Raw genomic sequence first — 18109 nt, 5'->3', positions numbered from 1 at the left:
CGGGTGCCGCGGGCCCCGGGGTTGGCTCCCGACTCACCCTCGCGGCTCACCCCGAGTGCCGTGCCGATGACGCCTCGTGAAGATGGCAGGGAGGAATCAAGAAAGGTGTCGGCATGGCACATTCAGGCCACTGGGTGCGTTATTCGTCCCGGTTCTGCATAACCTCGCTCACCGCCGCGGCCGCCCTGCTGGCCGGCGCGGTGCCCTCCACCACCGCAGCGGCCACGGATCTCGCTCCGCGAGCCGCCGTTGACACAGCGACGTTCTCCACGGGCTGGTCCGAACCGTGGGCGATCTCCTTCCTCCCCGACGGGCGTTCGGCCCTGGTCACCGAGAACGAGTCCGCCCGCCTCTACCGCTTGCGCGACAACGGCACCCGGACCTTGATCGGCAAGGTCCCGAAGGTGGCCGTCTTCCAGCCCGGTGACGCCGCCAAGGGCGGACTGCTGGGGGTCGCCCCGTCCCCGACCTGGGACGGCAAGAAGGACAAGCAGGTGTTCTTCATGCACACCACGGCGTCCGAGAGCCGCCTCGTGCGCATGAACTACGACGGCAGGTCGCTCAGCGGCTACACCGTCGTCCTCGGCGGGCTCAAGCGGGGCTCCAACCACCACGGCGGCAAGATCGCCTTCGGCCCCGACCAGTACCTCTACGTCGCCACCGGCGAGGCCACCCACGCGAGACTCGCGCAGGACAAGAAGTCGCTCAACGGGAAGATCCTGCGGATCACCAAGAGCGGCAAGCCCGCTCCCGGCAACCCGTTCGGCAACCACGTCTACAGCTACGGCCACCGCAATCCGCAGGGCCTGGCCTGGGACCGCAAGGGCCGGCTGTGGTCGGTGGAGATCGGGCAGGAGGCCAAGGACGAGCTCAACCTGATCGAGCGGGGCGCCAACTACGGCTGGCCCAGCTGCGAGGGCGTCTGCTCCGTCAAGGGCATGACCAACCCGAAGGCCACGTGGGACCACACCACGGCACCGGCCCAGATCGCCGTCGTGGGCGACGACCTCTACGTGTCGACGCTGCGGGGCTATCAGCTCTGGCGCGTCCCCATCACCGCCGCCCTCCAGGGCAAGGGCGACAGCGCCAGGACCAAGGTCTTCTCGGGCTACGCGCTGCGGGCCCTCACGAAGGTCCCGGGCCGCAACGAGCTCTGGCTGGGCACCGCGCGACAGACGGGCGGCGATCGGATCCTCCGCGTGACCGTCGGCTAGCACCGCCCAGCCGTCAGTTCGAGCAACGAAGGACGTCCACATGACCGACATACGCCGCTCGACGCGGCATTCACCCCGGTTCGCCGCTGCCGCGCTCGCCACCGCCGCGCTGCTGGCGACCGCGCTGGCCCAGCCGGTGACCGCCGCTCCGGCCGCGGCCGACGGCGGCGCCCCGGCCGGCGTCAAGACGCTGTCGAAGGGATGGCACACCCCCTGGGGCATCTCGTTCCTGCCGAACGGCCGCACCGCCCTGATCACCGAACGGCTGTCGTACCAGGTCTACCGCCTGGACCGGGACGGCAGGAAGAAGTGGGTCGGCGAGGTGCCGTACACCGTCCCCGAGCCGTACGACGAGGGCGCCGGCGGACTGCTGGGCGTCGCCCCGTCCCCGACCTGGGACGGCAAGAAGGACAAGCAGGTGTTCTTCATGCACACCACGAAGGCGGAGACCCGGGTCGTCAGGATGGACTACGACGGCTCCTCGCTGCGCAACTACAAGCCGATCCTCACCGGCATCCGACGCGGCGGCGACCACAACGGCGGCAGGATCGCCTTCGGCCCCGACAAGTACCTCTACGTCTCCACCGGCGAGGCGCTCCAGCCGAAGCTCGCCCAGGACCGGAAGTCGCTCAACGGGAAGATCCTGCGGATCACCAAGAGCGGCAAGCCCGCTCCCGGCAACCCGTTCGGCAACCACGTCTACAGCTACGGCCACCGCAATCCGCAGGGCCTGGCCTGGGACCGCAAGGGTCGGCTGTGGTCGGTCGAGATCGGGCAGCAGACGTACGACGAACTCAACCTGATCAAGCGGGGCGCCAACTACGGCTGGCCCACCTGCGAGGGCACCTGCTCCCGCAAGGGCATGGCCGACCCCATGGCCACCTTCAGCCCGGAGCGGGGCGTGCCCGCGCAGATCGCCGTCGTGCGCAACGTGCTCTACGTGTCGTCACTGCGCGGCCAGCGGCTGTGGCGGGTCCCGATCGCCGGCGACAGCGAGCGCCTCGGCACCAAGACCGCCTTCTATCCGGGCACGTACGGCCGGCTGCGCGCCATCGCCAAGGTGCCCGGAGCCGACGAACTGTGGGTCGGCACCAGCGACTTGGGATACGGCAACGACAAGATCCTCCGCGTCCCGATCAAGTGACCCACCGTCAGGTAACCCCCACGGAAAGGACGTACGAGCGATGCACGAGACCAAGGAACCGCTGAAGCCGGTCGAGCAGGCCCCCGCGGCGGGGCAGGACGACGCCACCTGGCAGGCCCCCGCCTTCGAGGTCGTCGACACCGCGCTGGAGGTCACCGCCTACTCCCTCAGCACCCGCTAGCGGTCGCCATGCTGCTGCTGGTACTCGGTACCGCCGCCGGCGGCGGCATCCCCCAGTGGAACTGCGCGTGCCCCGGCTGCTCCGGGGCACGCGCCCACCCGCGGCGGCGCCGCCGGCACGCCTCGCTCGCCGTACGGACGGGCGAGGGCCGCTGGTACGTCGTCAACGCGACCCCCGACATCGGCGACCAGATCGAGGACCGTCCCGAGCTGCACCCGGGCCCCGGGCCCCGGCAGACCCCGATCGCCGGCGTGATCCTCACCGACGCCGAACTCGACCACACCCTGGGCCTCGCACGGCTGCGCGAGGCCGACGGCTTCGAGGTGCTGGCGACGGACCCGGTCCGGCGGGCGGTGCGGGAGCGCCTGCGGCTCGGCGAGGTGCTGGCGCCGTACACCGACGTGACCTGGCGGGAACTGCCCGGACACGGCCCCGGTGTGCGGATCAGCGGTATCCCGGTGTCCGGCAAGCGCCCGCGGTACGCCGCCGACGCCCCGGACGACGACGCCTGGGTCGTCGCGCTGCGCCTGTACGACCCGGCCTCCCGGACCTCCGTCCTCTACGCCCCGGCGCTGGCCGACTGGCCCGAGCGCCTTCAGCGGGCCGCCGAGGAGGCCGACTGCGTCATCGTCGACGGCACCTTCTGGGACGACGAGGAGCCCGTGCGCACCGGCATCTCCTCCCGCACCGCCACCGGCATGGGCCATCTGCCCATCGACGGACCGGGCGGCACCGCCGAGCGGCTGGCCCGGCTCTCCGCCCGGTGCCTGTACACCCACCTGAACAACACCAACCCCCTCGTCGACCCGGCCGCACCCCAGCACAAGCGGCTGGCCCGGCTGGGCATCGAGGTGGCGTACGACGGGATGGTGATCGAGCCATGAACACGGCAGCTGTGAGCACGGCGGCCGAGGACGCCGCAGCCGGGAACGCGGCGGCCGAGGTCACGCCGGCCGCCCCGCCGGCGGAGCCCTGGAGCCCCGCCGAGCTGGAGGCACGACTGCGCGCGGTGGGGGAGAAGCGCTACCACCACCGCCACCCCTTCAACATCCGGATGCACGGCGGCGACCTCAGCCCCGAGGAACTGCGCCGCTGGATCGTCAACCGCTTCCACTACCAGCGCCACATCCCCGTCAAGGACGCCCTGATCACCGCCAAGCTGCCCACTCCCGAGCTGCGCCGGATGTGGCTGCGGCGGATCCAGGACCACGACGGCTCGCAGCCCGGCGAGGGCGGCATCGAGCGCTGGCTGCGGCTCGGCGAGGCGGCCGGCCTGGACCGCGGGACGATGCTGCGCACCGACTCGGTGCTGCCCGGCGTACGGCTGGCGGTCGAGGGATACGTCAACTTCTGCCGGCTGGGCTCGCCCCTCGAAGCCGTCGCCGCCTCGCTCACCGAACTGTCGGCGCCGGACCTCATGCGCACCCGCATCGACGCCTTCGAGCGCCACTATCCGTGGATCGACTCCGAGGGACTCGCCTACTTCCGCACCCGGGTCGCCCAGGGGCGGCGCGACAGCCGGGAGGCGCTCGACCTGGTGCTGGGCTGGGCCCGCGCCCGCGACGACCAGGAGCGCGCGGTGGCCGCGCTGAGCTTCAAGTGCGACGTCCTGTGGGCGTTGCTGGACGCCGTGGACCGGGCGAGCCGCCGGGAGCAGGAGTGAGCGCCCCGCCCGGCACCGACTGGCGGCCCGTCCTGGCCCCCGCCATCGTGCGCCGCCACGACCCCGTACGGGACGCCGACCTGCTGCTCCTCCCGGAGCGCGTCGGCGTCCTGAGGGGCTCGGCGGCAGCGGTCGTAGGCCTGTGCGACGGCACACGAGAGGTGGGCGACATCGTCGCCGAGCTGACGGAACGCTTCCCCGGCGCCCCGGTCGCCACGGAGGTCCCCGCGTTCCTCCACCGGTTGCGCGAGGAGGGCTGGCTGCGATGAACCCGGCCGATCAGCCGCCGCCGGCCCGCCCGTGGGCGCTGCTGGCCGAGCTCACCCACGCGTGCCCGCTGCATTGCGGCTACTGCTCCAACCCCCTTGAGCTGACCCGGCGTTCGAGCGAGCTCAGTGCCGAGCAGTGGGCGGACGTGATGCGTCAGGCAGGGGAGCTCGGTGTGGTCCACACCCATCTGTCGGGCGGCGAGCCCCTGCTGCGCCGGGACCTGGACCGGATCGTCGCCGCCGCCGAGGCCGCCGGGATCTACACCCAGCTGGTCACCAGCGGGGTGGGGCTGAGCGAGGCCCGGCTGGGGGCGCTTGTCGCCGCTGGGCTGAAGAGCGTCCAGCTGTCCGTCCAGCACGCCGACCCGCGCGCCTCCGACAAGATCGCCGGGCGCCGGTCCTTCGCCGAGAAGGAGCGGGCCGCCGAGCTGGTCCGGGCCGCCGGCCTGCCGCTCGGCCTCAACGTCGTTCTGCACCGCGAGAACCTCGACGCCCTCGACGCCCTGGTCGAGCTGGGGCTGTCCTGGGGCGTGGACCGCATCGAGCTGGCGAACGTCCAGTTCTACGGCTGGGGCCTGCTCAACCGCGCCGCGCTGCTGCCCACGCGCGAGCAGCTGGCCGGGGCGCGGGACGCCGTGCGGCGCTGGCGGGAGCGGCTGACCGGCGGTCCCGAGCTGGTCTGGGTCGTCCCCGACTACTTCGACGGTGTCGCCAAGCCCTGCATGGGCGGCTGGGGCGCGGTCTCGCTCACCGTGGCACCCGACGGCACCGTCCTGCCCTGTCCGGCCGCGGCCTCCCTGCCCGACCTGGACCCGCCGAACGTACGGGACCACCCGCTGGACTGGATCTGGGACCACTCCAAGGCGTTCACCCGCTACCGCGGCACCGACTGGATGCCCGACCCCTGCCGGGGCTGCTCCCGCCGCGAGGAGGACTTCGGCGGCTGCCGCTGCCAGGCTTACGCGCTCACCGGGGACGCCGCCCGGACCGATCCGGCGTGCGGGCTGTCTCCCGACCACGGGGTGATCCGGGCGCTGAGCGAGGCGACCCCGGACCCTCTCGCCCGGATCAGGTGGCGAGCGCCCGGCCGGGTGTGACCTCCGGTGACCCGCGCGTGCTCTCGGAGGAGTGTTTGACTTGCGTCACCCTCGGGGTATTCTCTCCGGCTCGATTGGCGGAGGCCCGGCCCCATATGGCAGACTGTCCGAGTTGCTCGGTCGAGTGTTGATGCTGCGCGCCTCCCGCCGGGAGGACCGGAAGCGAGTCCCACAGTACTCGTCGCCCTAACTGCCGTAAGGCAGCGCTGGGGCGGACGTACGGGAATCTTTCGGGAAGCAAGGTGCGGCACCGGCCAGGCACCCGGTGGACCTCCTAGTCCCCGGCTTGCGGTTCCGGAAGGGCCGTGCTCCCAGGCAAGGGATGTTCGAACAAGGGGCATCTGTGTCAGCGAGAGCGCGACACGCCCGACCGCGTGGGTCGGAGAGCGGGACACAGGAACATCGGGTTCCAGAGCGTTACGAGACAAAGGACTACTGAGTAGCCATGGCGGGACAGAAGATCCGCATCCGGCTCAAGGCCTACGACCACGAGGTCATCGACTCCTCGGCGAAGAAGATCGTCGAGACGGTGACCCGCACTGGTGCGTCGGTCGCGGGCCCGGTGCCGCTGCCCACTGAGAAGAACGTGTACTGCGTCATCAAGTCGCCGCACAAGTACAAGGACTCGCGCGAGCACTTCGAGATGCGCACGCACAAGCGCCTGATCGACATCCTCGACCCGACGCCCAAGACCGTTGACTCTCTGATGCGACTCGACCTCCCGGCCGGTGTCGACATCGAGATCAAGCTCTAGGGGCCGGTGATCTGAGAATGGCTAAGCAGATCAAGGGCATCCTGGGCGAGAAGCTCGGCATGACGCAGGTGTGGGACGCGAACAACCGTGTTGTTCCGGTCACCGTCGTCAAGGCCGGCCCCAACGTCGTGACCCAGGTCCGTACGAACGACGTCGACGGCTACGAGTCGGTTCAGATCGCCTTCGGCGAGATCGACCCGCGCAAGGTGAACAAGCCCCTCAAGGGTCACTTCGCCAAGGCCGACGTCACCCCCCGTCGTCACCTCGTCGAGATCCGCACCGCTGACGCCTCCGAGTACACGCTCGGCCAGGAAGTCACGGCCGAGGTCTTCGAGGCCGGCGTGAAGGTCGACGTCACCGGCAAGAGCAAGGGCAAGGGCTTCGCCGGTGTCATGAAGCGTCACAACTTCAAGGGCCTCGGCGCCGGACACGGCACCCAGCGCAAGCACCGCTCTCCCGGTTCCATCGGTGGCTGCGCCACCCCGGGCCGTGTGTTCAAGGGCCTCCGCATGGCGGGTCGCATGGGCAACGAGCGGGTCACCACCCAGAACCTGACCGTCCACGCCGTTGACGCGGAGAAGGGTCTGCTGCTCATCAAGGGCGCGGTTCCCGGTCCGAACGGCGGCCTCGTCCTGGTCCGCACTGCGGCCAAGGGGGCCTGAGGTAACCGATGAGCACTGTTGACATCCTTTCGCCGGCGGGCGACAAGGCCGGTTCCGTCGAGCTCCCCGCGGAGATCTTCGACGTAGAGAAGATCAGCGTTCCGCTGCTCCACCAGGTCGTCGTCGCGCAGCTGGCCGCTGCCCGCCAGGGCACGCACAAGACCAAGCGTCGTGGCGAAGTCCGTGGTGGTGGCAAGAAGCCGTACCGCCAGAAGGGCACCGGCCGCGCCCGTCAGGGCTCGACCCGCGCGCCGCAGTTCGCCGGTGGTGGCGTCGTGCACGGTCCCGTGCCGCGTGACTACTCGCAGCGGACCCCGAAGAAGATGAAGGCCGCGGCCCTGCGCCACGCCCTCACCGACCGGGCCCGCAACAACCGCATTCACGTCGTCTCCGGCGTGATCGAGGGCGACAACCCGTCCACGAAGGCCGCGAAGAGCCTGTTCGGCAAGATCTCGGAGCGCAAGAACCTGCTCCTGGTCGTCGAGCGCGCCGACGAGGCCGCGTGGCTGTCCGCCCGCAACCTGCCCCAGGTCCACATCCTGGAGCCGGGCCAGCTGAACACGTACGACGTTCTCGTCTCGGACGACGTGGTCTTCACCCAGGCCGCGTTCGAGTCCTTCGTGTCGGGCCCGAAGGCCGATGACACCGAAGGGAGCGAGGCCTGATGGCTACGCGTCACCCGAGCATTGCCTCCAAGGCGGCCAAGGCCGCCAAGGCCGCGCGCGTCGCCAAGGCGCGTCGCCACGCCGCCGAGGGCAAGAACACCGTCGAGACCCCGGTCAGCAAGTCCTTCACGGACCCCCGTGACGTGCTGCTGAAGCCGGTTGTCTCGGAGAAGAGCTACGCGCTCCTCGACGAGGGCAAGTACACGTTCATCGTCGCCCCGAGCGCCAACAAGACCCAGATCAAGCAGGCCGTCCAGGCGGTCTTCGACGTCAAGGTCACTGGGGTCAACACGATCAACCGCCAGGGCAAGCGCAAGCGCACCCGCACCGGCTTCGGCCAGCGCGCGGGCACCAAGCGCGCGATCGTGACCCTCGCCGAGGGCGACCGTATCGACATCTTCGGCGGTCCGACCGCGTAAGCGGGTCGGATCGTCCGATATCGGACGAGGACTGAGAAATGGGAATCCGCAAGTACAAGCCGACTACGCCGGGCCGTCGTGGCTCCAGCGTCGCCGACTTCGTCGAGGTCACGCGGTCCACGCCGGAGAAGTCGCTGGTCCGCCCGCTGCACAGCAAGGGCGGCCGTAACAACGCCGGTCGTGTGACCGTTCGCCACCAGGGTGGCGGACACAAGCGCGCCTACCGTGTCATCGACTTCCGTCGCCATGACAAGGACGGCGTGCCGGCGAAGGTCGCGCACATCGAGTACGACCCCAACCGCACCGCGCGCATCGCGCTGCTGCACTACGCCGACGGCGAGAAGCGCTACATCCTCGCCCCGCGCAACCTTCAGCAGGGTGACCGCGTCGAGAACGGTCCCGGGGCCGACATCAAGCCGGGCAACAACCTGGCGCTCCGCAACATCCCGGTCGGTACCACGATCCACGCGATCGAGCTCCGTCCCGGTGGCGGCGCCAAGTTCGCCCGCTCCGCCGGTGCCTCCGTGCAGCTGCTCGCGAAGGAGGGCTCGATGGCCCACCTCCGCATGCCTTCCGGTGAGATCCGCCTGGTCGACCAGCGCTGCCGCGCCACGGTCGGCGAGGTGGGCAACGCCGAGCAGAGCAACATCAACTGGGGCAAGGCCGGCCGCAAGCGCTGGCTGGGCGTTCGCCCGACCGTTCGCGGTGTGGCGATGAACCCGGTCGACCACCCGCACGGTGGTGGTGAGGGCAAGACCTCCGGTGGTCGCCACCCGGTCTCCCCGTGGGGTCAGAAGGAGGGTCGTACTCGTTCGCCGAAGAAGGCTTCGAACAAGTACATCGTCCGCCGCCGCAAGACGAACAAGAAGCGCTAGGAGCGGGTTTAGATGCCGCGCAGTCTCAAGAAGGGGCCCTTCGTCGACGACCACCTGATCAAGAAGGTGGACGCCCAGAACGAAGCCGGCACCAAGAACGTCATCAAGACCTGGTCCCGTCGCTCCATGATCGTGCCGGCCATGCTCGGCCACACGCTCGCGGTGCACAACGGCAAGACCCACATCCCGGTGTTCGTCACCGAGTCGATGGTCGGCCACAAGCTCGGCGAGTTCTCGCCGACGCGCACCTTCCGGGGCCACGTCAAGGACGACCGGAAGTCGAAGCGCCGCTAGTAGCGGATCGCATTCAGACACGTAAGTAACTGAGAGGGACAACCATGGAAGCCAGGGCCCAGGCGCGGTACATCCGCGTTACGCCCATGAAGGCCCGCCGCGTGGTGGACCTTATCCGTGGCATGGATGCCACGGAGGCTCAGGCTGTTCTGCGATTCGCTCCGCAGGCAGCCTCCGTGCCGGTCGGCAAGGTGCTCGACAGCGCCATCGCCAACGCCGCGCACAACTACGACCACCCGGACGCCTCCTCGCTGGTCATCAGCGAGGCGTACGTCGACGAGGGCCCGACCCTGAAGCGGTTCCGTCCGCGTGCCCAGGGCCGTGCCTACCGGATCCGCAAGCGGACCAGCCACATCACTGTGGTCGTCAGCAGCAAGGAAGGAACCCGGTAATGGGCCAGAAGGTTAACCCGCATGGGTTCCGGCTCGGTGTCACCACGGACTTCAAGTCCCGGTGGTACGCCGACAAGCTGTACAAGGACTACGTCAAGGAAGACGTCGCCATCCGTCGGATGATGACGTCCGGCATGGAGCGCGCCGGTATCTCGAAGGTTGAGATCGAGCGCACCCGTGACCGCGTGCGGGTGGACATCCACACCGCTCGTCCGGGCATCGTCATCGGCCGCCGTGGCGCCGAGGCCGACCGCATCCGCGGTGACCTCGAGAAGCTCACGGGCAAGCAGGTCCAGCTGAACATCCTCGAGGTCAAGAACCCCGAGACCGACGCTCAGCTGGTTGCGCAGGCCGTTGCCGAGCAGCTCTCCTCCCGCGTCTCCTTCCGCCGCGCCATGCGTAAGAGCATGCAGTCGGCGATGAAGGCCGGCGCCAAGGGCATCAAGATCCAGTGCGGTGGCCGCCTCGGCGGCGCCGAGATGTCCCGCTCGGAGTTCTACCGCGAGGGCCGTGTGCCCCTGCACACGCTCCGCGCGAACGTGGACTACGGCTTCTTCGAGGCCAAGACGACCTTCGGCCGCATCGGTGTGAAGGTCTGGATCTACAAGGGCGATGTCAAGAACATCGCCGAGGTCCGCGCCGAGAACGCTGCCGCCCGTGCGGGTAACCGCCCGGCTCGCGGTGGCGGCTCCGACCGCCCGGCCCGTGGTGGCCGTGGTGGCGAGCGGCGCGGTCGCAAGCCGCAGCAGGCTGCCGGCGCCGAGGCCCCCAAGGCCGAGGCCCAGGCGTCCGCTCCGGCTGAGAGCACCGGAACGGAGGCCTGACCGAAATGCTGATCCCCCGTAGGGTCAAGCACCGCAAGCAGCACCACCCGAAGCGCAGCGGTATGTCCAAGGGTGGGACGCAGGTTGCGTTCGGCGAGTACGGCATCCAGGCGCTCACCCCGGCCTACGTGACGAACCGTCAGATCGAGGCCGCTCGTATCGCCATGACGCGTCACATCAAGCGTGGTGGCAAGGTCTGGATCAACATCTACCCGGACCGTCCGCTCACGAAGAAGCCTGCCGAGACCCGCATGGGTTCCGGTAAGGGTTCGCCGGAGTGGTGGATCGCCAACGTCAAGCCCGGACGCGTGATGTTCGAGCTGTCGTACCCCAACGAGAAGATCGCCCGTGAGGCCCTGACTCGCGCCGCCCACAAGCTGCCGATGAAGTGCCGGATCGTCAAGCGCGAGGCAGGTGAAGCGTGATGTCGGCCGGTACCAAGGCGTCCGAGCTGCGCGAGCTGGGCAACGAGGAGCTTCTGGCGAAGCTCCGCGAGGCCAAGGAAGAGCTGTTCAACCTCCGCTTCCAGGCGGCGACCGGTCAGCTCGAGAACCACGGCCGTCTCAAGGCGGTCCGCAAGGACATCGCGCGGATCTACACCCTGATGCGCGAGCGTGAGCTGGGCATCGAAACGGTGGAGAACGCCTGATGAGCGAGAAGAACGTGACTGAGAACGCAGAGGCGCGCGGTTTCCGCAAGACCCGTGAGGGTCTCGTCGTCAGCGACAAGATGGACAAGACCGTCGTCGTCGCCGTCGAGGACCGTGTGAAGCACGCGCTGTACGGCAAGGTCATCCGCCGTACGAACAAGCTCAAGGCGCACGACGAGCAGAACGCCGCGGGCGTCGGCGACCGTGTCCTCCTGATGGAGACCCGGCCGCTGTCCGCGACGAAGCGCTGGCGCGTCGTCGAGATCCTCGAGAAGGCCAAGTAATTCCTGCGGGCAAACCCGCAGGTCAGTTCCGCCAGGCTCGGCAGGGGCTCCCCTCGTAGAGAAGGGGCCCCTGCCGGGAACCGGCAGACACACAGGAGATAGACGTGATCCAGCAGGAGTCGCGACTGCGCGTCGCCGACAACACTGGTGCGAAGGAGATCCTTTGCATCCGTGTGCTCGGTGGCTCCGGTCGCCGCTACGCGGGCATCGGTGACGTCATCGTCGCCACCGTCAAGGACGCGATCCCCGGTGGCAACGTGAAGAAGGGTGACGTCGTCAAGGCGGTCATCGTTCGCACCGTCAAGGAGCGTCGCCGTCAGGACGGCTCGTACATCCGCTTCGACGAGAACGCCGCCGTCATTCTGAAGAACGACGGCGACCCTCGCGGCACCCGTATCTTCGGCCCGGTCGGCCGTGAGCTGCGCGAGAAGAAGTTCATGAAGATCATCTCGCTCGCGCCGGAGGTGCTGTAAGCATGAAGATCAAGAAGGGCGACCTGGTCCAGGTCATCACCGGTAAGGACAAGGGCAAGCAGGGCAAGGTCATTGCCGCTTACCCGCGCGACGAGCGTGTCCTGGTCGAGGGTGTCAACCGGGTCAAGAAGCACACCAAGGCCGGTCCGACCGCTCGCGGTTCGCAGGCCGGCGGCATCGTCACGACCGAGGCGCCGATCCACGTCTCCAACGTCCAGCTGGTCGTTGAGAAGGACGGCAACAAGGTCGTCACGCGTGTCGGTTACCGCTTCGACGACGAAGGCAACAAGATCCGCGTTGCCAAGCGGACGGGTGAGGACATCTGATGACGACCACCACCAGCCCGCGTCTGAAGCAGAAGTACCGCGAGGAGATCGCGGGCAAGCTGCGTGACGAGTTCAAGTACGAGAACGTCATGCAGATCCCCGGCCTCGTCAAGATCGTGGTCAACATGGGTGTCGGCGACGCCGCCCGTGACTCGAAGCTGATCGAGGGCGCGATCCGCGACCTGACCACCATCACCGGTCAGAAGCCGGCCGTCACCAAGGCCCGCAAGTCCATCGCGCAGTTCAAGCTGCGTGAGGGTCAGCCGATCGGTGCCCACGTCACGCTCCGTGGCGACCGCATGTGGGAGTTCCTGGACCGCACCCTGTCGCTCGCGCTTCCGCGCATCCGCGACTTCCGTGGTCTGTCCCCCAAGCAGTTCGACGGCCGTGGCAACTACACCTTCGGTCTCACCGAGCAGGTCATGTTCCACGAGATCGACCAGGACAAGATCGACCGTACCCGGGGTATGGACATCACCGTGGTGACCACGGCGACCAACGACGCTGAGGGCCGCGCGCTCCTTCGTCACCTCGGCTTCCCGTTCAAGGAGGCGTGAGCGAGATGGCGAAGAAGGCTCTGATTGCCAAGGCTGCTCGCAAGCCCAAGTTCGGTGTGCGTGGCTACACGCGCTGCCAGCGCTGCGGCCGTCCGCACTCCGTGTACCGCAAGTTCGGCCTGTGCCGCGTGTGCCTTCGTGAGATGGCTCACCGTGGCGAGCTGCCGGGCGTGACCAAGAGCTCCTGGTAATCCCCCTAATAAGGGATTCCGGAGTCTCTCGGTAAGCATCTGGGTGGACAGGGGCCCACCCCCGCATGGCTTAGGCTTGTGGGGTTGGGCGCCTGTTACGCCCGTACGACTTACTACGCCGTAGGTCCACCGCGCCGCACCCGTCCCGTCTCGGATCGGGGAGAGGGATGGCGCACCAGGAAACCCCGGCGAGAGAGGCCGAAGGCCAATTCATGACCATGACTGATCCGATCGCAGACATGCTTACGCGTCTGCGGAACGCGAACTCGGCATACCACGACTCCGTGACGATGCCGGCATCGAAGATCAAGTCGCACATCGCGGAGATCCTCCAGCAGGAGGGCTTCATCACGGGCTGGAAGGTCGAGGACGCCGAGGTCGGCAAGAACCTCGTCCTGGAGCTGAAGTTCGGCCCCAACCGTGAGCGCTCCATCGCGGGCATCAAGCGGATCTCCAAGCCCGGTCTCCGGGTGTACGCGAAGTCCACCAACCTGCCGAAGGTGCTCGGCGGCCTCGGCGTGGCGATCATCTCCACGTCGCACGGGCTTCTCACCGACAAGCAGGCCGGCAAGAAGGGCGTAGGCGGAGAAGTCCTCGCCTACGTCTGGTAGCAGAAGGGAACGGAGGAAACAGCTATGTCGCGCATCGGCAAGCTCCCCATCGCGGTTCCCGCCGGCGTGGACGTCACCATCGACGGCCAGGCGGTCTCGGTCAAGGGCCCCAAGGGCACGCTGACCCACACCGTCGTGGCGCCGATCGAGATCGCCAAGGGCGAGGACGGCGTGCTCAACGTCACCCGCCCCAACGACGAGCGTCAGAACAAGGCCCTGCACGGCCTGTCCCGCACGCTGGTGGCGAACATGATCACCGGCGTGACCCAGGGTTACGTGAAGAAGCTCGAGATCAGCGGTGTCGGTTACCGCGTTGTCGCCAAGGGTTCGAACCTGGAGTTCTCCCTCGGTTACAGCCACCCGATCCTGGTCGAGGCGCCCGAGGGCATCACCTTCAAGGTGGAGGCCCCCACGCGCTTCTCCGTCGAGGGCATCGACAAGCAGAAGGTCGGCGAGGTTGCGGCCAACATCCGCAAGCTGCGCAAGCCCGACCCGTACAAGGCCAAGGGCGTCAAGTACGAGGGCGAAGTCATCCGCCGCAAGGTCGGAAAGGCGGGTAAGTAAGCCATGGCATACGGACAGAAGATCCTCAAGGGCGACGCCTACAAGCGCGCCGCGATCAAGCGCCGCCACATCCGGATCCGTAAGCACATCAACGGAACGGCGGAGCGTCCGCGTCTGGTCGTTACCCGCTCGAACCGCCACATCGTGGCCCAGGTGATCGACGACCTCAAGGGTCACACCCTTGCGTCGGCGTCCACCCTGGACACCTCGATCCGCGGTGGCGAGGGCGACAAGTCCGCGCAGGCCAAGCAGGTCGGAGCCCTGGTCGCCGAGCGCGCCAAGGCCGCCGGCGTCGAGGCCGTCGTATTCGACCGTGGTGGTAACCAGTACGCCGGGCGCATCGCCGCCCTGGCGGACGCCGCCCGCGAAGCCGGGCTCAAGTTCTGAGCCGCTCGTAGCTAGCGGAAAGAGAGAGGTAATCCAATGGCTGGACCCCAGCGCCGCGGTGGCGGTGCCGGTGGCGGCGAGCGGCGGGACCGTAAGGGTCGTGACGGTGGCGCAGCCGCCGCCGAGAAGACCGCTTACGTTGAGCGTGTCGTCGCGATCAACCGTGTCGCCAAGGTTGTGAAGGGTGGTCGTCGCTTCAGCTTCACCGCGCTGGTCGTGGTGGGCGACGGTGACGGCACCGTGGGTGTCGGTTACGGCAAGGCCAAGGAGGTGCCGGCCGCCATCGCCAAGGGTGTTGAGGAGGCCAAGAAGCACTTCTTCAAGGTCCCCCGTATCCAGGGCACCATCCCGCACCCGATCCAGGGTGAGAAGGCTGCCGGCGTCGTGCTGCTCAAGCCCGCGTCGCCCGGTACCGGTGTTATCGCCGGTGGTCCGGTGCGTGCCGTGCTCGAGTGCGCCGGTATCCACGACATCCTGTCGAAGTCGCTCGGCTCCGACAACGCGATCAACATCGTGCACGCCACCGTGGCGGCCCTGAAGGGCCTGCAGCGTCCCGAGGAGGTCGCGGCCCGCCGTGGCCTGCCGCTCGAGGACGTCGCTCCCGCGGCTCTGCTGCGTGCGCGTGCCGGGGCGGGTGCGTAATCATGGCGCAGCTCAAGATTACGCAGGTCAAGTCCTACATCGGCAGCAAGCAGAACCACCGTGACACCCTGCGGTCCCTTGGTCTCAAGGGCATCAACACGCAGGTCGTCAAGGAGGACCGCCCCGAGTTCCGCGGCATGGTGCACACCGTCCGCCACCTCGTGACGGTTGAGGAGGTCTGATCATGGCGGAGAACAACCCGCTCAAGATCCACAACCTCCGTCCGGCCCCGGGCGCCAAGACCGCCAAGACCCGTGTGGGTCGTGGTGAGGCGTCGAAGGGTAAGACGGCCGGTCGTGGTACCAAGGGTACGAAGGCTCGTTACCAGGTTCCGGAGCGCTTCGAGGGTGGGCAGATGCCCCTCCACATGCGTCTTCCGAAGCTGAAGGGCTTCAAGAACCCGTTCAAGACCGAGTTCCAGGTCGTGAACCTCGACAAGCTGGCCGCGCTGTACCCGGAGGGTGGCGAGGTCACCGTCGAGGGTCTCGTCGCCAAGGGTGCGGTTCGCAAGAACAGCCTCGTCAAGGTCCTCGGCCAGGGCGAGGTCTCCGTGGCGCTCCAGGTGACGGTCGACGCCGTCTCCGGCTCCGCCAAGGAGAAGATCACCGCCGCCGGCGGTACCGTCACCGAGCTCGTCTGAACGAATCAGGCGCCTCGATGACTTGAGCGATCCCGACCGGGGATACCCCACAAATGGGGTATCCCCGGTTGGTCGTTCCAAGGGGGGCGGTCTCGCCGGTAAGGTGGCCTGCACTGCCCACTTTTTCTTAGTGCTTCGTATGAGGCACTCTGAGCGGCAGTTGACCGTTAGCTAAGTCGTTCCTATTAGTCGAACCTCAAGACCGTCACCCTTGACGCAGTAGCGCGGGGGTCGCAGGAGGCACCGTGCTCACCGCGTTCGCCCGGGCGTTCAAGACGCCCGACCTGCGCAAGAAGCTGCTCTTCACGCTCGCCATCATCGTGATCTACCGGGTCGGTACACACATCCCGATCCCCGGCGTCGACTACAAGGCCGTTCAGGTCTGTATCGACCAGGCGCAGACCAACCAGGGTCTGTTCGGTCTGGTCAACATGTTCAGTGGTGGCGCGCTGCTCCAGATCACGATCTTCGCGCTCGGCATCATGCCGTACATCACGGCGAGCATCATCCTGCAATTGCTGACCGTCGTGATCCCGCGTCTGGAAGCCCTGAAGAAGGAGGGGCAGGCGGGTACGGCCAAGATCACGCAGTACACCCGCTATCTGACCGTGGCCCTCGCGATCCTTCAGGGCACCGGCCTGGTGGCCACCGCCCGCAGCGGCTCGCTGTTCCCGAACTGTCAGGTGGCCGGCCAGATCGTTCCGGACCGCTCGATCTTCACCACCATCGTCATGGTCATCACCATGACGGCCGGTACGGCGACCGTCATGTGGCTCGGTGAGCTCATCACGGACCGCGGCATCGGTAACGGCATGTCGATCCTGATGTTCATCTCGATCGCCGCCACCTTCCCGTCCGCTCTGTGGGCCATCAAGCAGCAGGGCTCCCTGGCGGGCGGCTGGATCGAGTTCGGCACCGTCATCGCCGTGGGCCTGGTCATGGTCGGCCTCGTCGTCTTCGTCGAACAGGCGCAACGCCGGATTCCGGTGCAGTACGCGAAGCGCATGATCGGTCGGCGTTCCTATGGTGGTACGTCGACGTACATCCCGCTCAAGGTGAACCAGGCCGGTGTCATTCCGGTGATCTTCGCCTCGTCGCTGCTCTACATTCCGGCGTTGATCGTCCAGTTCGCGAACTCCGAGTCGGGATGGGCGACCTGGGTCACAAAGAACCTCGCCGATACGGCGGCGCCCGTCCACATCGCCCTCTATTTCCTCCTGATTGTCTTCTTCGCGTTCTTCTACGTGGCCATCTCGTTCAACCCCGAGGAAGTCGCGGACAACATGAAGAAGTATGGTGGCTTCATCCCGGGCATCCGGGCTGGCCGACCGACCGCTGAGTACCTTTCCTACGTGCTCAACCGGATCACCTGGCCGGGCTCGCTGTACTTGGGTCTGATCGCTCTCGTGCCGACGATGGCGTTGGCTGGTTTCGGGGCAAACCAGAACTTCCCCTTCGGCGGGACCAGCATCCTGATCATCGTGGGTGTGGGCCTGGAGACGGTGAAGCAGATCGAGAGCCAGCTCCAGCAGCGCAATTACGAAGGGTTCCTCCGCTGATGCGTATCGTCCTCGTCGGGCCGCCGGGTGCCGGTAAGGGAACGCAGGCCGCGTTCCTCGCCAAGAACCTGTCGATTCCGCACATCTCCACGGGCGACCTGTTCCGGGCCAACATCAGCCAGCAGACGGAGCTCGGGAAGCTCGCGAAGTCCTACATGGACGCGGGCAACCTGGTGCCGGACGAGGTCACCATCGGGATGGCCAAGGACCGCATGGAGAAGCCGGACGCCGAGAACGGCTTCCTGCTGGACGGCTTCCCGCGCAATGTGTCCCAGGCCGAGGCGCTCGACGAGATGCTCCAGTCCGAGAGCATGAAGCTGGACGCGGTGCTCGACCTGGAGGTCCCCGAGGAAGAGGTCGTCAAGCGGATCGCCGGGCGGCGGATCTGCCGCAAGGACTCCAGCCACGTCTTCCACGTGACGTACAGCAAGCCGAAGCAGGAAGGCGTCTGCGACGTCTGCGGCGGCGAGCTGTACCAGCGCGACGACGACTCGGAGGAGACCGTCCGCAAGCGCCTCGAGGTCTACCACACGCAGACCGAGCCGATCATCGACTACTACAAGGCGCAGGGGCTGGTCGTCACCATCTCCGCGCTGGGCAAGGTCGAAGAGGTCACGGCGCGCGCCATGGAGGCGCTCAAGCGTGACGAGGACGGCAAGTAGGAGCGTTCGCCGCTCGTACGTAGCTCAGGCCGCGGTTCCCACTGAGGGGGCCGCGGCTGCTGCGTGGGGTGGGGCGGATCGGCTCCGCCCTTATGGTTGAAGCAGTCCCCT

General features: G+C 67.7%; 30 protein-coding genes. All 30 read left to right on the top strand.

Annotated features, from left to right (window positions below):
• Positions 1–113 precede the first annotated feature (113 nt).
• The 30 genes from ACIQWG_RS26015 (at position 114) to ACIQWG_RS25870 (ending at position 17998) form a co-directional block, all read left to right on the top strand.
• Complete coding sequence (locus tag ACIQWG_RS26015) at positions 114–1214, top strand: PQQ-dependent sugar dehydrogenase (RefSeq protein ID WP_404100035.1); 1101 nt, start codon at positions 114–116, stop codon at positions 1212–1214.
• A gap of 40 nt (positions 1215–1254) precedes the next feature.
• On the top strand, positions 1255–2358 hold the full coding sequence (locus tag ACIQWG_RS26010; RefSeq protein ID WP_404100034.1) for a PQQ-dependent sugar dehydrogenase: 1104 nt from the start codon (positions 1255–1257) through the stop codon (positions 2356–2358).
• Positions 2359–2398: 40 nt separating this feature from the next.
• Positions 2399–2539, top strand: a complete 141-nt coding sequence (gene pqqA, locus ACIQWG_RS26005) for a pyrroloquinoline quinone precursor peptide PqqA (RefSeq protein WP_404100032.1) — start codon at positions 2399–2401, stop codon at positions 2537–2539.
• Between the two features lie 8 nt (positions 2540–2547).
• Positions 2548–3423 (top strand): pyrroloquinoline quinone biosynthesis protein PqqB, encoded by an 876-nt coding sequence (gene pqqB, locus ACIQWG_RS26000; RefSeq protein ID WP_404100030.1) that lies wholly within the window; start codon positions 2548–2550, stop codon positions 3421–3423.
• Positions 3420–4202: a pyrroloquinoline-quinone synthase PqqC gene (pqqC, locus tag ACIQWG_RS25995; protein ID WP_404100027.1), complete on the top strand. Its 783-nt coding sequence runs from the start codon at positions 3420–3422 to the stop codon at positions 4200–4202. The genes pqqB and pqqC overlap by 4 nt, the downstream gene beginning before the upstream one ends.
• Complete coding sequence (gene pqqD / locus ACIQWG_RS25990) at positions 4199–4471, top strand: pyrroloquinoline quinone biosynthesis peptide chaperone PqqD (RefSeq protein ID WP_404100025.1); 273 nt, start codon at positions 4199–4201, stop codon at positions 4469–4471. The genes pqqC and pqqD overlap by 4 nt, the downstream gene beginning before the upstream one ends.
• Complete coding sequence (gene pqqE, locus ACIQWG_RS25985) at positions 4468–5568, top strand: pyrroloquinoline quinone biosynthesis protein PqqE (protein WP_404100023.1); 1101 nt, start codon at positions 4468–4470, stop codon at positions 5566–5568. Before pqqD ends, pqqE begins: the two co-directional genes overlap by 4 nt.
• Before the next feature lie 445 nt (positions 5569–6013).
• Positions 6014–6322: a 30S ribosomal protein S10 gene (rpsJ, locus tag ACIQWG_RS25980; protein WP_003948644.1), complete on the top strand. Its 309-nt coding sequence runs from the start codon at positions 6014–6016 to the stop codon at positions 6320–6322.
• Between the two features lie 17 nt (positions 6323–6339).
• Positions 6340–6984, top strand: a complete 645-nt coding sequence (gene rplC, locus ACIQWG_RS25975) for a 50S ribosomal protein L3 (RefSeq protein ID WP_055622540.1) — start codon at positions 6340–6342, stop codon at positions 6982–6984.
• Between the two features lie 8 nt (positions 6985–6992).
• Positions 6993–7649, top strand: coding sequence for a 50S ribosomal protein L4 (rplD, locus tag ACIQWG_RS25970; protein WP_404100021.1), 657 nt, complete (start codon positions 6993–6995; stop codon positions 7647–7649).
• Positions 7649–8068: a 50S ribosomal protein L23 gene (gene rplW / locus ACIQWG_RS25965; RefSeq protein ID WP_030952372.1), complete on the top strand. Its 420-nt coding sequence runs from the start codon at positions 7649–7651 to the stop codon at positions 8066–8068. Before rplD ends, rplW begins: the two co-directional genes overlap by 1 nt.
• Before the next feature lie 38 nt (positions 8069–8106).
• Positions 8107–8943 carry a 50S ribosomal protein L2 gene (gene rplB / locus ACIQWG_RS25960; RefSeq protein ID WP_007494772.1) on the top strand — a complete coding sequence of 279 codons (837 nt, stop codon included), beginning with the start codon at positions 8107–8109 and terminating at the stop codon, positions 8941–8943.
• 12 nt (positions 8944–8955) lie between these two features.
• Entirely contained in the window at positions 8956–9237 is a 282-nt protein-coding gene (gene rpsS, locus ACIQWG_RS25955; RefSeq protein WP_003992359.1) for a 30S ribosomal protein S19, read from the top strand.
• Between the two features lie 44 nt (positions 9238–9281).
• A complete protein-coding gene (gene rplV / locus ACIQWG_RS25950) occupies positions 9282–9629 on the top strand; it encodes a 50S ribosomal protein L22 (RefSeq protein ID WP_026290933.1) in 348 nt (115 codons plus the stop codon).
• Entirely contained in the window at positions 9629–10453 is an 825-nt protein-coding gene (gene rpsC, locus ACIQWG_RS25945; protein WP_369272859.1) for a 30S ribosomal protein S3, read from the top strand. Before rplV ends, rpsC begins: the two co-directional genes overlap by 1 nt.
• Before the next feature lie 5 nt (positions 10454–10458).
• Positions 10459–10878 (top strand): 50S ribosomal protein L16, encoded by a 420-nt coding sequence (rplP, locus tag ACIQWG_RS25940; protein WP_030745246.1) that lies wholly within the window; start codon positions 10459–10461, stop codon positions 10876–10878.
• Positions 10878–11102, top strand: coding sequence for a 50S ribosomal protein L29 (gene rpmC / locus ACIQWG_RS25935; protein ID WP_007494763.1), 225 nt, complete (start codon positions 10878–10880; stop codon positions 11100–11102). Before rplP ends, rpmC begins: the two co-directional genes overlap by 1 nt.
• Positions 11102–11386: a 30S ribosomal protein S17 gene (gene rpsQ, locus ACIQWG_RS25930; RefSeq protein WP_018543912.1), complete on the top strand. Its 285-nt coding sequence runs from the start codon at positions 11102–11104 to the stop codon at positions 11384–11386. The genes rpmC and rpsQ overlap by 1 nt, the downstream gene beginning before the upstream one ends.
• A gap of 104 nt (positions 11387–11490) precedes the next feature.
• Positions 11491–11859: a 50S ribosomal protein L14 gene (rplN, locus tag ACIQWG_RS25925; protein ID WP_003956455.1), complete on the top strand. Its 369-nt coding sequence runs from the start codon at positions 11491–11493 to the stop codon at positions 11857–11859.
• Positions 11860–11861: 2 nt separating this feature from the next.
• Complete coding sequence (gene rplX / locus ACIQWG_RS25920) at positions 11862–12185, top strand: 50S ribosomal protein L24 (protein ID WP_053674523.1); 324 nt, start codon at positions 11862–11864, stop codon at positions 12183–12185.
• Positions 12185–12742, top strand: a complete 558-nt coding sequence (gene rplE, locus ACIQWG_RS25915) for a 50S ribosomal protein L5 (RefSeq protein WP_272112662.1) — start codon at positions 12185–12187, stop codon at positions 12740–12742. Before rplX ends, rplE begins: the two co-directional genes overlap by 1 nt.
• A gap of 5 nt (positions 12743–12747) precedes the next feature.
• Entirely contained in the window at positions 12748–12933 is a 186-nt protein-coding gene (locus tag ACIQWG_RS25910; RefSeq protein WP_003948630.1) for a type Z 30S ribosomal protein S14, read from the top strand.
• A 212-nt stretch (positions 12934–13145) separates the two neighbouring features.
• Positions 13146–13544 carry a 30S ribosomal protein S8 gene (rpsH, locus tag ACIQWG_RS25905; protein WP_007384075.1) on the top strand — a complete coding sequence of 133 codons (399 nt, stop codon included), beginning with the start codon at positions 13146–13148 and terminating at the stop codon, positions 13542–13544.
• Between the two features lie 24 nt (positions 13545–13568).
• Entirely contained in the window at positions 13569–14108 is a 540-nt protein-coding gene (gene rplF, locus ACIQWG_RS25900; RefSeq protein ID WP_393512148.1) for a 50S ribosomal protein L6, read from the top strand.
• A gap of 3 nt (positions 14109–14111) precedes the next feature.
• Positions 14112–14495 carry a 50S ribosomal protein L18 gene (rplR, locus tag ACIQWG_RS25895; protein WP_030967303.1) on the top strand — a complete coding sequence of 128 codons (384 nt, stop codon included), beginning with the start codon at positions 14112–14114 and terminating at the stop codon, positions 14493–14495.
• A 36-nt stretch (positions 14496–14531) separates the two neighbouring features.
• On the top strand, positions 14532–15137 hold the full coding sequence (gene rpsE, locus ACIQWG_RS25890; RefSeq protein ID WP_007494753.1) for a 30S ribosomal protein S5: 606 nt from the start codon (positions 14532–14534) through the stop codon (positions 15135–15137).
• A gap of 2 nt (positions 15138–15139) precedes the next feature.
• A complete protein-coding gene (gene rpmD, locus ACIQWG_RS25885; protein ID WP_052580766.1) occupies positions 15140–15319 on the top strand; it encodes a 50S ribosomal protein L30 in 180 nt (59 codons plus the stop codon).
• Positions 15320–15321: 2 nt separating this feature from the next.
• Positions 15322–15777 carry a 50S ribosomal protein L15 gene (rplO, locus tag ACIQWG_RS25880; RefSeq protein ID WP_007443991.1) on the top strand — a complete coding sequence of 152 codons (456 nt, stop codon included), beginning with the start codon at positions 15322–15324 and terminating at the stop codon, positions 15775–15777.
• 245 nt (positions 15778–16022) lie between these two features.
• Complete coding sequence (gene secY / locus ACIQWG_RS25875; protein ID WP_404100016.1) at positions 16023–17336, top strand: preprotein translocase subunit SecY; 1314 nt, start codon at positions 16023–16025, stop codon at positions 17334–17336.
• Positions 17336–17998, top strand: coding sequence for an adenylate kinase (locus ACIQWG_RS25870; protein WP_404100014.1), 663 nt, complete (start codon positions 17336–17338; stop codon positions 17996–17998). The genes secY and ACIQWG_RS25870 overlap by 1 nt, the downstream gene beginning before the upstream one ends.
• Positions 17999–18109 lie beyond the last annotated feature (111 nt).

Origin of the sequence: Streptomyces sp. NPDC098781, from assembly GCF_044759995.1 — a bacterium.
Taxonomy (GTDB): domain Bacteria; phylum Actinomycetota; class Actinomycetes; order Streptomycetales; family Streptomycetaceae; genus Streptomyces.
Note: the sequence above shows the minus strand (reverse complement) of the source record. Positions and strands in the feature narration are given on the sequence as shown.

Coding starts and splice junctions, on each gene's coding strand:
- ACIQWG_RS26015 (WP_404100035.1), top strand. CDS start 114: ATGGCACATTCAGGCCACTGGGTGCGTTATTCGTCCCGGTTCTGCATA.
- ACIQWG_RS26010 (WP_404100034.1), top strand. CDS start 1,255: ATGACCGACATACGCCGCTCGACGCGGCATTCACCCCGGTTCGCCGCT.
- pqqA (WP_404100032.1), top strand. CDS start 2,399: ATGCACGAGACCAAGGAACCGCTGAAGCCGGTCGAGCAGGCCCCCGCG.
- pqqB (WP_404100030.1), top strand. CDS start 2,548: ATGCTGCTGCTGGTACTCGGTACCGCCGCCGGCGGCGGCATCCCCCAG.
- pqqC (WP_404100027.1), top strand. CDS start 3,420: ATGAACACGGCAGCTGTGAGCACGGCGGCCGAGGACGCCGCAGCCGGG.
- pqqE (WP_404100023.1), top strand. CDS start 4,468: ATGAACCCGGCCGATCAGCCGCCGCCGGCCCGCCCGTGGGCGCTGCTG.
- rpsJ (WP_003948644.1), top strand. CDS start 6,014: ATGGCGGGACAGAAGATCCGCATCCGGCTCAAGGCCTACGACCACGAG.
- rplC (WP_055622540.1), top strand. CDS start 6,340: ATGGCTAAGCAGATCAAGGGCATCCTGGGCGAGAAGCTCGGCATGACG.
- rplD (WP_404100021.1), top strand. CDS start 6,993: ATGAGCACTGTTGACATCCTTTCGCCGGCGGGCGACAAGGCCGGTTCC.
- rplW (WP_030952372.1), top strand. CDS start 7,649: ATGGCTACGCGTCACCCGAGCATTGCCTCCAAGGCGGCCAAGGCCGCC.
- rplB (WP_007494772.1), top strand. CDS start 8,107: ATGGGAATCCGCAAGTACAAGCCGACTACGCCGGGCCGTCGTGGCTCC.
- rpsS (WP_003992359.1), top strand. CDS start 8,956: ATGCCGCGCAGTCTCAAGAAGGGGCCCTTCGTCGACGACCACCTGATC.
- rplV (WP_026290933.1), top strand. CDS start 9,282: ATGGAAGCCAGGGCCCAGGCGCGGTACATCCGCGTTACGCCCATGAAG.
- rpsC (WP_369272859.1), top strand. CDS start 9,629: ATGGGCCAGAAGGTTAACCCGCATGGGTTCCGGCTCGGTGTCACCACG.
- rplP (WP_030745246.1), top strand. CDS start 10,459: ATGCTGATCCCCCGTAGGGTCAAGCACCGCAAGCAGCACCACCCGAAG.
- rpmC (WP_007494763.1), top strand. CDS start 10,878: ATGTCGGCCGGTACCAAGGCGTCCGAGCTGCGCGAGCTGGGCAACGAG.
- rpsQ (WP_018543912.1), top strand. CDS start 11,102: ATGAGCGAGAAGAACGTGACTGAGAACGCAGAGGCGCGCGGTTTCCGC.
- rplX (WP_053674523.1), top strand. CDS start 11,862: ATGAAGATCAAGAAGGGCGACCTGGTCCAGGTCATCACCGGTAAGGAC.
- rplE (WP_272112662.1), top strand. CDS start 12,185: ATGACGACCACCACCAGCCCGCGTCTGAAGCAGAAGTACCGCGAGGAG.
- ACIQWG_RS25910 (WP_003948630.1), top strand. CDS start 12,748: ATGGCGAAGAAGGCTCTGATTGCCAAGGCTGCTCGCAAGCCCAAGTTC.
- rpsH (WP_007384075.1), top strand. CDS start 13,146: ATGACCATGACTGATCCGATCGCAGACATGCTTACGCGTCTGCGGAAC.
- rplF (WP_393512148.1), top strand. CDS start 13,569: ATGTCGCGCATCGGCAAGCTCCCCATCGCGGTTCCCGCCGGCGTGGAC.
- rplR (WP_030967303.1), top strand. CDS start 14,112: ATGGCATACGGACAGAAGATCCTCAAGGGCGACGCCTACAAGCGCGCC.
- rpsE (WP_007494753.1), top strand. CDS start 14,532: ATGGCTGGACCCCAGCGCCGCGGTGGCGGTGCCGGTGGCGGCGAGCGG.
- rpmD (WP_052580766.1), top strand. CDS start 15,140: ATGGCGCAGCTCAAGATTACGCAGGTCAAGTCCTACATCGGCAGCAAG.
- rplO (WP_007443991.1), top strand. CDS start 15,322: ATGGCGGAGAACAACCCGCTCAAGATCCACAACCTCCGTCCGGCCCCG.
- ACIQWG_RS25870 (WP_404100014.1), top strand. CDS start 17,336: ATGCGTATCGTCCTCGTCGGGCCGCCGGGTGCCGGTAAGGGAACGCAG.